Source organism: Pectobacterium fontis (assembly GCF_000803215.1).
Classification (GTDB): Bacteria; Pseudomonadota; Gammaproteobacteria; order Enterobacterales; family Enterobacteriaceae; genus Pectobacterium; species Pectobacterium fontis.
Map to the genome: position 1 here is coordinate 101809 of NZ_JSXC01000034.1, position 13975 is coordinate 115783.

The following is a 13975-nucleotide window of genomic DNA, read 5'->3' on the forward strand; positions in this document are numbered from 1 at the left end:
GTTAATACACTGTTTTTACTGATAAGACTCATTATCCTGACGCCATGAAAACAGAAAATCGACAAGGGCGGGGATTTACCTTGCTGGAATTATTAGTGGTGCTGACGATCGTCGCGCTGATGGCCGGTGGCGGTCTGCATGGCTGGATTCAGTATCAGCAGGCCATTCGTCTGGAGCAAAGTGCGCAGCAACTGCTGGATTTTCTGAGTCGGGTTCAGGCGAATGCCTATTGGCATAACGAAACCCGTACAGTGAAGCTCATATCACAAGGGGAGTTGTGGTGCGTGGTGGCGGGTCAGCATGAAAAGCAGGCAGAGGATGTGTGCCGTGAAAATCATTCGGGGCAGTTTGTTCGCCGCACGCAAGAGATTGTGCTGGCAACGTTCACCAGCAATGTGTTTACGTTCTTTGGCTTACGCAATGCTGCACAGGCTGGGCACATCTCACTGTCGAACGCTGCGGGTCAGTTGCGTCTCATCATCTCGGTGAGGGGGCGCATGCGCCTGTGTAGTGAGTCACAAGCGGTCTTGGCGATTCCACTATGCTGAAGCAGAGCGTGTTGAGGCAAATCATGCTAAGGAAAACCGCGTGGGGGCTGGCGGGGCAACGCGGTTTTACATTACCAGAAATCCTGCTGGCATTGAGTTTAGGCAGCCTGATTATGCTATCGGCGGCGCAGTGGTATCCGCTATTACGTAGCCAAAGTCAGGACAGTGCACAGCTTTTTCGACTGGAGCAGTTGTTCAGTCAGGTTGCGATGGGGATTGAGAAGGATGTTCGCCGGGCGGGCTTTTGTGCGGGAACCTGTCAGGGAAAAGCGCTCAGCATAGGACATTACCCGGGTGAAGCGGAAAACAGTTGTCTGAATGTCTCTTATGATCTGAACCGAAATGGGGTTTGGGACGGTGGAGAACAGCAGGATGCTGAGTCTTTTGGCTATCGCCTGCGTAGTCGGTCATTGGAAATTCAAAGCGGAGCGCACAGTTGTCAGGGGGACAGGTGGGAAAAACTGTTTGATCCGCAGGAGGTGGTGCTCACGGTATTTCGGCTACAGCGTCTGGTCGCGCAGCATGATGTGGCGCTGTATGAATTGCAGTTGGCGGGTTATTGGGCTAAACGCCCTGCCGTTCGGCAACATATCACTCGCATCATACTCGGACGTAACCAATGAGAAAAGGCAAGCAAAAGGGAAGCGGAACGTTGGCAATGGTGTTGCTCATCGCCATGATCGGTCTGTTGTTGATGTCCGGTTTGCAACGCCAGCTTGATACTACCATTCAGGTGGGAAACGACGAACGGCATTATCTGCGCGCTTTCAATCAGGCATTGTCCTCACTGAATTGGGGAAGAGGGCAGCGCTGGAATGCGCTAACGGAAAGCTGGCAGTGCCAGCAGTGGTCGGCAGAACAGCTTGTGGTGTGTCTGCGTGCGGCTTCGGATGGGGGACAGGGATTACTGCGTGGTGAAGGAATGCTCCCCGCTGCGCGGCCTTTGACGCTGTACCAGCGTGTGTCATTTTTGTCGCTGTCGTCGGGGCAAATAGCGATTCAGCCATTGGGTAACGGCTGGCTGGATTTTTGCCCGGATAAGGATGTGGCGCGCTGTGATGCAACGGAATAACGCAGTGAACAACAGATGCGTGAATCACCAATCCGGTTTTAGCCTGCCGGAGACGCTGGTGGCGGCGCTGCTGTTTGCCGTGTCGCTGATGGGGTTATTGCAATATCACCAGATCTTGCAGCAGTCATTTCAGCACCAGTGGCAGCAGCGTCAGGCCTGGCGGTTGGCGATACAGCAACTGGAAGCCTATGAAGCGGGTGTGTCTTATCCCTCTGACGTTGATAATACCGTGTCGCTTCCAGGTAAAAACTGGCAGTTTAGTGTGTCGGAGCAGCTACAGAACGGAGAATGCCGTCAGGTAACGGCAAGAGTCATGACGCCACGGCGCTATCAGGCTACACTAAACCGCTGGTTTTGCCGGTCATCGCCTGTGTAGTCGGTGTGTTTGGATAAACTATGCATTATCAATTGTAACCAGCGGCGAGCAGGAGCCAGAATGTTTAGAATCTATCACTCCAATCAGTTGGATATCCTGAAAAGACTGATGGTTGAACTGGTAACGCGTCAGCCGCTTGCGGATCCCTTCCAGCAGGAAGTGATTCTGGTGCAAAGTCCGGGGATGGCGCAGTGGTTACAAATTGAACTGGCTGGGCACTTTGGCATTGCCGCCAATATTCAATTCCCACTGCCCGGCGTTTTTTTGTGGAATATGTGTCGCCATGTGCTGCCAGATATTCCAAAAGAAAGCGCTTTCAGCAAGGATGCGATGACGTGGAAGTTGATGCATTTGTTGCCCGATTTGTTGTCACAGCCTGATTTTTCGGCACTTAACCACTATTTGCAGGATGATGATAACCAGCGCAAGCTGCATCAGCTTGCGGGACGCGTGGCGGATCTTTTCGATCAATACCTGATTTATCGCCCTGAGTGGATCAAGGCGTGGCAAGAGGGAAAACAGGTTGACGATCTCGGCGGTAACCAACTGTGGCAGTCGGCGCTGTGGTGTGCACTGGTGGATTACACGCGCAAGCTGGCGCAGCCTGAATGGCACCATGCGATTTTGTACCAACGTTTTATCAAGGCGTTGGAACAGGCAAAAACCTGTCCACAAGGTATGCCACCACGCGTTTTTATCTGTGGTATTTCGGCGTTACCTCCTATCTATTTACAGGCGTTGAACGCGCTGGCGCGACACATTGACGTACACCTGCTATTCACCAATCCCTGCCGCCATTACTGGAGTGATATCCAGGATTATAAGTTTCTGGCGAAGCTAAAAGCCCGCCATCGTCGTTTGCACCGTTTTGACGGCGAGCAAACTGATGAAACCCGCCCGTTATTTCACGATCCCGCACGGGCAGAAATGTTGTTCAACGACGACGGTCAGCAGGCGATTAATAATCCGTTGCTGGCATCGTGGGGAAAACTGGGACGAGATAACCTTTATCTGCTGGCTGAATTGGATAACGTGCAGGAAATCGATGCCTTTGTTGAGTCAGATTGCGAAAATCTGCTACAGACATTACAGCGCGATATTCTTGAATTGGAAGACCATGCGGTGGTGGCGGTGAGCCACGAGATGCAGAACACCAGCACGCAAAAACGCCTGCTGGCACTCGACGATCGTTCGGTTGATTTTCACGCCTGTCATAGCCCACAGCGTGAGGTGGAAGTGCTCCACGATCGGCTGCTTGCCATGATGGCGGATGACCCTGAGCTTATGCCGCGCGATGTGATTGTGATGATGGCAGATATCGACAGCTATACGCCGTTTATTCAGGCGGTGTTTGGCAATGCGCCGGATAACCGCTACTTGCCTTTTTCTCTCTCCGATCAGCGTGCACGACATGCACATCCTGCCTTGCAGGCGGTCATTAGCCTGCTGGATTTACCCACCAGCCGTTTTACGGCAGAACAAGTTTTGGCCTTGCTTGAGGTGCCCGCGCTGGCTGCACGCTTCGGTATTCAGGAAGAAGGGCTTCGGCGTCTGCGCCTCTGGGTGGTGGAATCGGGCGTGCGCTGGGGATTGGATGACGACAACGTGCGCGATCTGATGCTGCCGCCAACGGGGCAGCATACGTGGCGTTTTGGTCTGACGAGAATGCTGCTGGGCTATGCGATGGACAGTCGTGTCGGTGACTGGCAGGGCGTGCTGCCTTACGATGAATCCAGCGGTTTGATTGCGGAACTCGCCGGTCAACTGGCCGAACTGCTGATGCAGATTCACCAATGGCGTCAGCGCCTGTCTCAGCCGCGTGTGCTTGTCGACTGGCTTCCGCTTTGTCGAGATCTGCTCGACACTTTCTTTGATGCTGATAGCGAGACTGAAGCGGCGTTGGCATTGGTGGAAAAACAGTGGCAGTACGTGATTAGCATGGGCACGATAGCGCATTACCCACAGCAGGTGCCGATATCCCGGCTACGTGATGAATTATCACGGCGCCTCGATCAGGAACGGCTCAGCCAGCGTTTTCTGGCTGGCGCGATCAACTTTTGTACGCTGATGCCGATGCGTTCCATTCCGTTCAAGGTCGTGTGTTTGCTGGGGATGAACGACGGTGTTTACCCCCGAACGCTGCCGCCACTCGGGTTCGATCTGATGGGCAGGAAGATCAAGCGTGGCGATCGTAGCCGACGCGATGATGACCGCTACCTGTTTCTTGAAGCGCTTCTGTCGGCACAGCACAAACTGTATATCAGCTATATCGGACGCTCGATTCAGGATAATACGCGGCGCTATCCGTCCGTGTTGGTCAGCGAATTGACGGAATATATTGCACAAAGCTATGTCCTGCCGGGTGATGAAGCTCGGGATATTGATAGCAGCGCGGAGCAGGTGGTGAAGCACCTCTGCCGTGAACATACCCGTATGCCTTTCGATGCGGATAACTTCCTGTCGGCACCGCAGCCATTAAGCTTTGCGACGGAGTGGCTGGCGGCGGCGAACCGGCAAGGGGAAGCGCAGCCAGATTTTGATCGTGAGGCGTTGCCCGAAAGGGAAAGTGATAGAGACGTTAGCCTGGACGATCTGAAACGCTTTTATCGTCATCCTGTGCGCGCTTTTTTTCAACTGCGGCTTGGCGTGAGTTTCATGCTGCACAGCGACGAACTGCTGGATGAAGAACCTTTTGTAGTTGATAGCCTTAACCGCTACCAGTTGAATAGCGAATTGCTTAATACCTTGATTAATGAAGGCGATACGGAAAAACTGTATCGTCGTGCCAAAGCCGCAGGCGAACTGCCCTATGGGGCGTTCGGTGAAATTTACTGGCAGGATCAGCAGCAGGATATGGCGCAGCTAGCCGCTCGTGTGCGTAATGAGCTAACCCCATCTCTGTCGGTAAGTCGGGAAGTCGATATCCTTCTTGGCGGCGTGCGCGTTAGCGGGTGGTTGAATCAGGTTCAACCGGATGGCTTGCTGCGCTGGCGTCCGGGTACGATTTCCATGAAGGACGGTATTACGTTGTGGTTGGAACATCTGGCCTACTGTGCGACGGGGGGGCAAGGAGAAAGCCGCCTGTATGGTCGGGAAGAAACGGCATGGCGCTTTGCTGCTTTGTCGGAAACGCAGGCCAGAGAATCTCTGACCATTATGCTCGATGGGTATCGTCAGGGAATGGTCAAGCCGTTGTTACTGCTCAATAGAGCGGGGAGCGCCTGGCTGGCTGAATGTTATGATCGCGAGAGTGATAGCCTGCGAGTGGATGAGGAAACGCAGAACAAAGCGCGTACCCGTTTGCTGCAAGCCTGGCAGGGCAACATGGCGATGCCAGGTGAAGGTGAGGATTATTACCTGCAACGTATTGTGCGTGAGTTGGATGAAAAACGTATGAATGAGGTGATTGAAGCGGCGCAAACCTGGCTACTGCCAGCGTTCCGCTCTAATCTGGCTTGATGGGCGTGTGCCTGAATAGGTTTCGAGGTGCGAAAAGATAACGCACTGCAACGTGAAAAGTGGTGGATATGAGGTTGGAGAATTGCATGCGTAAACAGTGGGTCTGGATCACCGGGTGGTTTCTTTTATTCACCGTCTGGCTTCCGGCAAGTTGGGCAGAGACAGGCTGGCAGCCGCTGGCCCAGACCATTCGAAAAAGCGAAAAAGATCCGCGGCAATATCAGGCGATCACACTGGATAACGGAATGACCGTGCTGCTGGTTTCCGATCCGCAAGCACCCAAATCGTTGGCATCACTGGCGTTGCCTATTGGTTCGCTGGACGATCCTAATAACCAACTAGGATTGGCGCACTACCTCGAACACATGGTGCTGATGGGGTCGAAACGTTATCCAGAGCCGGAGGCACTGTCTGAATTTTTGAAAAAGCATGGCGGCAGTCACAACGCCAGCACAGCGTCTTACCGTACGGCGTTTTATCTGGAAGTCGAAAATGACGCCCTGCGCCCTGCGGTGGATCGGATGGCCGATGCGATTGCAGAACCGCTGCTCGATCCGGTGAATGCCGATCGTGAACGTAATGCAGTCAATGCGGAATTAACGATGGCGCGTTCGCGCGACGGCCACCGCATGGCACAGGTGGGGGCGGAGACGCTGAATCCGGCGCACCCAAGCGCACGTTTTTCAGGGGGAAACCTTGAAACTCTGAGCGATAAGCCCGGCAGCAAACTGCATGATGAACTGGTGAAGTTCTACCAGAAATACTATTCAGCCAACCTGATGAAAGGGGTGATTTACAGCAATCAGCCTTTGCCTGAACTGGCAAAACTGGCGGTTGATACTTTCGGGCGTATTGCCAATCATCACGCCAGCGTTCCCGCAATTACTGTTCCTGTCACGACGGAGAAGCAGCGTGGCGTAATGATTCACTACGTTCCTGCACAGCCGAGAAAACAACTGCGTATTGAATTTCGCGTCAGCGATATTAGTCAGGCGTTTCGCAGCAAAACGGATACCTACATTAGCTACCTGCTTGGCAATCGCAGCCAGAATACGCTCTCTGACTGGTTACAAAAGGAAGGGCTGGTTGAGTCTATCGGCGCGGGGTCTTCACCGCTCATCGACCGTAACGGCAGCATGTTTGCTATTTCAGTCTCGCTGACGGATAAGGGGCTGGCGCAGCGTGATGAGGTGATCGCGGCGATATTCCGCTACCTGCAACAAATCCGTACTGAGGGGATTCAACAGCGTTATTTTGATGAGATCGCACACGTTCTGGATCTGGATTTCCGCTACCCATCTATCAGTCGGGATATGGATTACATCGAATGGCTGGTTGATACCATGCTGCGCGTACCCGTCGAACATACGCTGGATGCGCAGTATGTTGCGGATCGCTACGATCCGAAGGCTATCGCCGCACGGCTGGATGAGATGACGCCGCAGAATGCGCGTGTTTGGGTTATCAGCCCGAATGAGCCACATAACAAGGTGGCCTATTTTGTCGATGCGCCGTATGAGATGAATAAGATCTCGTCGGCCACCCTGTCAAAATGGAAAACGCTGGGGCAGAAAATGTCGTTGTCGTTGCCGACGATCAATCCCTATATTCCCGATGATTTTTCTCTGATCAACGCGGATAGATCGATAACCAAACCGATGCTTCTGCTGAATCAGCCTGCATTGCGTGTGCTGTATATGCCAAGTCACTATTTCGCCGATGAACCGAAAGCGGAAATCACCCTGTTATTGCGTAACCAGGAAGCGCGCAGTACCGCCCGCAATCAGGTGCTGTTCGCGTTAAATGACTATCTGGCAGGGCTGGCGTTGGATGAACTCAGCTATCAGGCCTCAGTGGGCGGCATCAGCTTCTCTACCCGCAGCAATGATGGTTTGGTGATTAGTGCTGATGGCTATACCCAGCATTTACCACAGCTATTACTCACGTTAGCAGATGGCTACGCCTCCTTTACCCCGACAGAGGCACAATTGGAGCAGGCGAAATCCTGGTATTTGCAGCAGTTGGATGCGGTTGAAAAATCGAAAGCCTTTGAACAGGCGATGCAGCCGATCCAATCTGTGTCGCAACTGCCTTACTTCGAGCGCGGCGAGCGACGTCACTTGCTGAAAGACATTGGTTTGCAGGATGTTATCGATTACCGCAACGATCTGCTGCAAAAAGCCACGCCAGAAATGCTGGTTGTCGGTAATCTGACGCCAGAGCGAGTCATCGAGTTGGCACAGACGCTAAAAGTACATTTGCAGGCTAAGGGTGAAAATCTCTCGCGCAGCGATGATGTTAAAGTCAGTAAGCCACAGCTTGCTAATCTACAGTGCCCGGGCAGCAGCACGGATTCCGCGTTAGCAGCGGTGTATGTACCAACGGGTTACTCAGAAATGCAAAGTATGGCGTATAGCTCGGTGCTGGGACAGATCGTTCAGCCCTGGTTCTATAGCCAACTGAGAACAGAGGAGCAGTTGGGCTATGCCGTGTTCGCCTTCCCGGTGTCGGTTGGTAGACAAATGGGGATCGGTTTTCTGTTGCAGAGCAACAGCAAACAGCCCGCTTATCTGTATCAGCGCTATGAAGACTTTTACCTGAAAGCGCAAAAACGACTGCGTGAAATGAGTGAAGAAGAGTTCGCGCAATATAAGCAAGGCGTGATGAATGAACTGAGTCAGCGCCCGCAAACATTGGGCGAAGAGGCCAGCCGGCTGCGTAACGATTTGGATCGCGAAAACTTTGCTTTTGACTCGCGTGAGAAGCTACTGGAGCAAATTAAGCCGCTGACGGTAACGCAACTGGCAGACTTTTTCCAGCAGGCGCTGAAGCCTGAGGGTCTGGCAGTGCTGTCGCAGGTTTCCGGCAGCCATCACGGTAAAGCAGACTATGCCGCACCGAAAGGATGGCATACCTACCCGGATGCATCTTCATTGCAGAAAACGCTGCCGCGTGAGAAAGCACCTGCCATGATCCCTGCGCCAGCAGCACGGCCAGCAGCAGATGCGCCGACATCGGAAGTGGTTAGTAAGGTTTCCGCAGAATGAAGAACACCGTGCCGCAATCATTAGACGTCATGACGTTGCCGCTCCTGGGAGAGCGGCTGATTGAGGCATCGGCGGGAACGGGGAAAACGTATACGCTGGCGGCACTCTACCTGCGATTACTGCTGGGGCTGGGCAAGCAGGCTGCGTATCCACGTCCTCTACTGGTCGAGGAAATTCTGGTGGTGACCTTTACGGAGGCCGCGACCGAAGAACTGCGTGAGCGCATTCGTGCAAGAATCCACGCCCTGCGTATCGCCTGCCTGCGTAAAAGTGCGCAGGGTGAAGAGGCGGGGACGCATAAAGATGTTTCTCTGGCGCAACTGCTGGCGGAGATTGCGGATCACCGCGATGCGGCCGACGTGTTGCTGGCGGCCGAACGACAGATGGATGAAGCCGCGATCTACACAATCCATGGCTTCTGCCAGCGTATGCTCAGTACTAATGCCTTTGAGTCCGGCGTGCTTTTCGAGCAGGTGCTGATAGAAGATGAACAGCCATTACGCCGTCAGGCCTGTGCCGATTTCTGGCGTCGTTATTGCTATCCGTTACCGATAGAGGTCGCACGTATTGTCGGGCTGGAGTGGAAGGGGCCGGAAAATTTGCTGGCCGATCTGGCTCCTTATTTGCATGGTGAAGCGCCTGTGTTTCGCTTGCCGCCAGAAGAAGACGAAACGCTGCTGAGCCGACATGAGAAGATCGTGTTGACGATCGATGCGTACAAGCAGCATTGGTTGGCGTCAGCGTCGGAGTTAGATGCGCTGATTAGTGCTTCTGGCGTTGATAAACGCAGTTATAGCAGCAGGCATCTTCCCAACTGGTTACAAAAAGTGACGCTGTGGGCAGAGCAGACGACGCTGGATTATCAGTTGCCGAAAGATCTGGTGAGATTTGCTCAGAACACGCTCATTGAGAAGACGAAGAAAGGCGAGCCGCCCGTTCATGCTCTATTTGAGGAAACAGAGAGGCTGCTGGCAACGCCATTATCGCTGCGTGATTTGGTGATTGTTCGCGCACTGTCGGCGATCCGGGAGTCAGTGCGTGAGGAGAAACGGCAGCGTGCAGAACTGGGGTTTGACGATCTGCTGAGCCGTTTGGATGACGCGCTGCAACAACCGGGTGGGGAACGGCTTGCCAGCGCGATTCGCGAGCGCTATCCGGTGGCGATGATCGATGAGTTTCAGGATACCGACCCGCAACAATACCGTATTTTCCGAACGCTTTATGTCGGGCAGCCGCAGTGTGGGCTGTTGTTGATCGGTGATCCTAAGCAGGCTATTTATGCGTTTCGCGGTGCGGATATTTTTACTTACATGCATGCGCGTGGCGAAGTGGCTGCGCACTATACGTTGGGCACGAACTGGCGATCGTCACACCAGATGGTACACGGCGTTAATCGTCTTTTTGAGCGCCTCGAATATCCTTTTATTTTCCACAACATTCCTTTCCTGCCGGTCACGCCTGCCGAATCCAAGCGCGGTTTAGTCTTTGAAATCGCCGGACAGCCTCAGCCTGCACTGCAATTCTGGCTAACGGGTGTGGAACCGATTGGTGTGGGGGATTATCAGCAGCAGATGGCACGCCAGTGCGCGGCGCAGATTCGTGACTGGCTGGCGGCCAGCCAGCGTCATGAAGCCTGGCTGGTCAACGATGATTCCCGACGTTTGGTACAAGCATCCGACATGAGCGTGCTGGTGCGTAGCCGACGTGAAGCCTCGTTGATTCGTGATGCGCTGAGCCGTTTGGCGATTCCCTCGGTGTATCTCTCCAATCGCGATAGCGTGTTCGGCACGCCGGAGGCCAGCGATATTCTGTGGCTGTTGCAGGCGGTGCTGGCACCGGAGCAAGAACGCACGTTACGCAGTGCCATGGCGACGGCTCTGATGGGGTTGGATGCTGAACAGGTTGATGCGTTAGGGCAGATCGAATCGGTGTGGGACGCGCTGGTGAATGAATTTGCTGGTTACCGCACGTTGTGGCGGCAGAAAGGCGTACTGCCGATGCTGCGTGCGTTGATGAGTCAACATCAACTGGCGGAAAACCTGTTGGCGAGTGCGGATGGGGAACGCCGTATTACCGACATTCTGCATATTGGTGAGTTATTGCAGGATGCTTCTGCCACGCTTGATAGTGAACACGCGCTGGTGCGCTGGCTATCGCAGCAGATTGTCCAGCCTAATCCACAGGCAGAGAGTCAGCAGCTACGGTTGGAAAGCGATCGCCACCTCGTGCAGATCGTGACGATCCATAAATCGAAAGGGCTGGAATACCCGCTGGTGTGGCTGCCGTTTATCAGTAACTTCCGCGTGCAGGATCAGGGGATTTATCACGATCGTGAGAACTATCAGGCGGTGTTGGATCTGCAAAATCACGAAGACAGTCAGGTGCTGGCAGAAGAAGAGCGGCTGGCGGAAGATTTACGTTTGCTCTATGTCGCGCTGACCCGTTCTATCTACCACTGTAGCGTTGGCGTTGCCCCTGTTCAGCGATCGCGTAAGAAAGATGGCGGCAGCGATATGCACCACAGCGCGCTGGGTTATTTGCTCCAACGGGGTAAAGAAGCGGAAGTTGCCACGTTAGTCAGCGAACTGGAAGGAATGGCGGGGGAGGGGGTCGCCGTGACACCACTCCTGACGGTGGAAGCACAGCGCTGGCAGCCGGATAGACCAGAATTGACAGAACTACAGGCTCGGCACATTGCGCGTCAATTGCGTGACGGCTGGCGTGTGACCAGCTATTCGGGACTTCAGCAACATGGCTCTGCAAGTGCACAGGATCTGGTGCCACGTCTGGATATTGAAGCGATTGGTGAACGTCAGGAAGCGGATGAAAGCCAACTGACCCCGCATACGTTCCCGCGCGGTGCGAGTCCGGGGACATTTTTGCATAGCCTGTTTGAAACGCTGGATTTTACCCAGCCCATCGATGATGGTTGGCTGGCTGAGCAGTTGCAGCGACAGGGAGTTGAAGCGCACTGGCATCCGGTGTTGAAGGCATGGATGGACTCGCTTTTGTGTACGCCGCTTAATGAACAAGGGATAACGTTATCGGCGTTGGATAATGCGGATAAACAGGCTGAATTACAGTTCTATATCCCCATTGAGGCACCGATACAGGCGGCGCAACTCGATCAGTTGGCAAAACATCACGATCCGTTATCTGCACAGTGTCCGACGCTCTCTTTTCAGCAGGTTAAAGGCATGTTGAAAGGGTTTATCGATCTGGTGTTCCGCTGGGAAGGACGTTATTACCTGCTGGATTATAAATCGAATTGGCTTGGCCCCGATGCCAGTGCCTATACCCAAACGGCCATGATGCGGTCGATGGCTGAGCATCGCTATGATTTGCAATATCAGCTCTATACGCTGGCGCTGCACCGCTATCTGCGTCACCGGATTGCGGATTACGACTATGAACGCCATTTTGGCGGCGTGTTTTATCTGTTTTTACGTGGCGTTGAAGTATCCCACCCCGGTAATGGCATCTTTGCTTTTCGTCCCTCCGCTGAGTTTGTTTTTGGGCTTGATGCTTTATTTAAGGGAGATGTCTTTAAGGGAAAAGCACCTGACCAGACTGATACAGGAATTCCCTCATGATTGCGTTACTTGAAACGGCACTGGCGCGGCGACTGCTGCGCCCGCTGGATGTTCAGTTCGCCAGAATGCTGGCAGATGATGAGACGCAACCCGATCTGCTGCTGGCAGTCGCCTGTTTGAGCGCCCACTCGGGGGCGGGGCATGTCTGTTTACCACTGGAAAATTTGCAAGCACAGACGCTATTTGACGGTCGCGATCCCGAACTGGCGCAGCAGTTACTTACGGCAGTTGGCGTTAGTGCGGTTGCCGACTGGCAGCGGCGTTTGCTGGCGTGTGGTGCGGTAAGTGATGGCAGCATGCCGACACCGCTGGTGTTGCAAGGAGAAAAGCTGTATTTGCAGCGTAGCTGGCAGAGCGAAGGTCGCGTGGCGCAGTTTATTGCCAGCGAGCGCGATACGATAGTGGTTGATGAGCCAGCGATTCGGGCGGTTCTGGATCGGTTATTTCCTGATACGGGCGAAGTGATTGACTGGCAAAAGGTGGCGGCAGCCGTTGCGCTGACGCGCCGCATTGCGATTATTTCCGGCGGGCCGGGGACGGGGAAAACCACGACGGTTGCCCGGCTGCTGGCGGCATTGATTGAGTTGAATACGGGAGAGGCGCTACGTATTCAATTGGCGGCACCCACCGGGAAAGCGGCCGCGCGGCTCACGGAGTCGCTGGGGCAGGCTTTGCAGCGTCTGGCTGTCGATCCTCGGCAGCGGGAAGCGTTCCCGCAGGAGGCGATAACCTTGCATCGTTTGTTGGGGGCGGTGACGGATAGCCAACGCCTGCGCCACCATCAGGACAATCCACTGCATCTGGATGTATTGATTGTCGATGAGGCGTCGATGGTTGACTTGCCGATGATGGCGAATATTATCGCCGCGCTTCCGGCACAGGCCAGAATCATCTTTCTGGGCGATCGCGATCAACTGGCCTCTGTCGAGGCGGGAGCGGTGCTAGGTGATATCTGTCGTTTTGCCGAGGCGGGCTATAGCCGTGCGCGGGCGCAGCAATTGCAGCGGTTGACGGGCTGTGTGCTTGACGAAAATGGCTCTGAGGAACAGACGACGGTCAGTGACAGTATCTGTTTGTTACGCCGGAGCTATCGTTTTGATCCGCATTCCGGCATTGGGCAACTGGCGCTGGCGGTGAACGGTGGTGATGATGCTCGTGTGCGCGATGTGCTGAACGGCAAGTTTGCTGATATCACCTGTAGTCCATTGGCAGAGGCCGAAGAGTATCAGGCCATGCTGGCGCAATGTGTTGAAGGATATCGCGATTACCTAACGCTTATCGCAACGGGAGCGGCGCCGGAGGCCGTGCTGCTCGCTTTCCAGCGTTATCGGCAACTGTGCGCATTGCGCGAAGGGCCGTTTGGCGTCGCAGGGCTGAATCAACGTATCGAACAGGCTTTGCAGCAGGCAGGGTTAATTCAGCGCAGTCGTCATCCGCTTAACCGCTGGTATCCTGGCCGGCCAGTGATGATTGAACGTAACGATGCTGCATTGGGGCTGTTCAATGGCGATATCGGTATCGCTATGAACGGGGAAAATGAGGAACTGCGGGTGTTTTTCCCGTTACCGAATGGCGAAACCAAAGATGTCACGCCAAGCCGTCTGCCACCGCATGAAACGGCCTATGCGATGACGGTGCATAAATCGCAGGGATCGGAGTTCGATCATACGGCGCTGGTGTTGCCGAACCACTATCTACCGGTGCTGACGCGGGAGTTGGTGTATACCGCGATCACGCGTGCGCGCCAGCGTTTGTCACTCTATACCGACATCAGGATCCTCTGCCGGGCGGTAAAAACGCCAACGCAGCGCTACAGCGGTTTGGCTGAAAGAATTCGTGAGTTAATGTCGCTTGCTTGAGGTACGACATTGTCGGGGAGC

General features: G+C 54.3%; 8 protein-coding genes. All 8 read left to right on the top strand.

Going from position 1 to position 13975, the window contains the following annotated elements; translation table 11 throughout:
- The first annotated feature begins 44 nt into the window (after positions 1–44).
- On the top strand, positions 45–548 hold the full coding sequence (locus OI69_RS11690) for a prepilin peptidase-dependent protein (RefSeq protein ID WP_039350469.1): 504 nt from the start codon (positions 45–47) through the stop codon (positions 546–548).
- Positions 542–1171 (top strand): prepilin peptidase-dependent protein, encoded by a 630-nt coding sequence (locus tag OI69_RS11695; RefSeq protein ID WP_052198362.1) that lies wholly within the window; start codon positions 542–544, stop codon positions 1169–1171. Before OI69_RS11690 ends, OI69_RS11695 begins: the two co-directional genes overlap by 7 nt.
- The gene (locus OI69_RS11700; protein ID WP_235319679.1) at positions 1168–1620 is read left to right on the top strand and encodes a YgdB family protein; all 453 of its coding nucleotides are present in this window, start codon (positions 1168–1170) and stop codon (positions 1618–1620) included. The genes OI69_RS11695 and OI69_RS11700 overlap by 4 nt, the downstream gene beginning before the upstream one ends.
- Complete coding sequence (locus OI69_RS11705; protein WP_039350474.1) at positions 1607–1996, top strand: prepilin-type N-terminal cleavage/methylation domain-containing protein; 390 nt, start codon at positions 1607–1609, stop codon at positions 1994–1996. Before OI69_RS11700 ends, OI69_RS11705 begins: the two co-directional genes overlap by 14 nt.
- A 60-nt stretch (positions 1997–2056) precedes the next feature.
- Positions 2057–5455, top strand: coding sequence for an exodeoxyribonuclease V subunit gamma (recC, locus tag OI69_RS11710; RefSeq protein WP_039350476.1), 3399 nt, complete (start codon positions 2057–2059; stop codon positions 5453–5455).
- An 86-nt stretch (positions 5456–5541) separates the two neighbouring features.
- Complete coding sequence (ptrA, locus tag OI69_RS11715) at positions 5542–8502, top strand: pitrilysin (RefSeq protein WP_039350478.1); 2961 nt, start codon at positions 5542–5544, stop codon at positions 8500–8502.
- Positions 8499–12095, top strand: coding sequence for an exodeoxyribonuclease V subunit beta (gene recB / locus OI69_RS11720; RefSeq protein WP_039350480.1), 3597 nt, complete (start codon positions 8499–8501; stop codon positions 12093–12095). Before ptrA ends, recB begins: the two co-directional genes overlap by 4 nt.
- On the top strand, positions 12092–13954 hold the full coding sequence (recD, locus tag OI69_RS11725) for an exodeoxyribonuclease V subunit alpha (protein ID WP_039350488.1): 1863 nt from the start codon (positions 12092–12094) through the stop codon (positions 13952–13954). The genes recB and recD overlap by 4 nt, the downstream gene beginning before the upstream one ends.
- Positions 13955–13975: the final 21 nt, after the last annotated feature.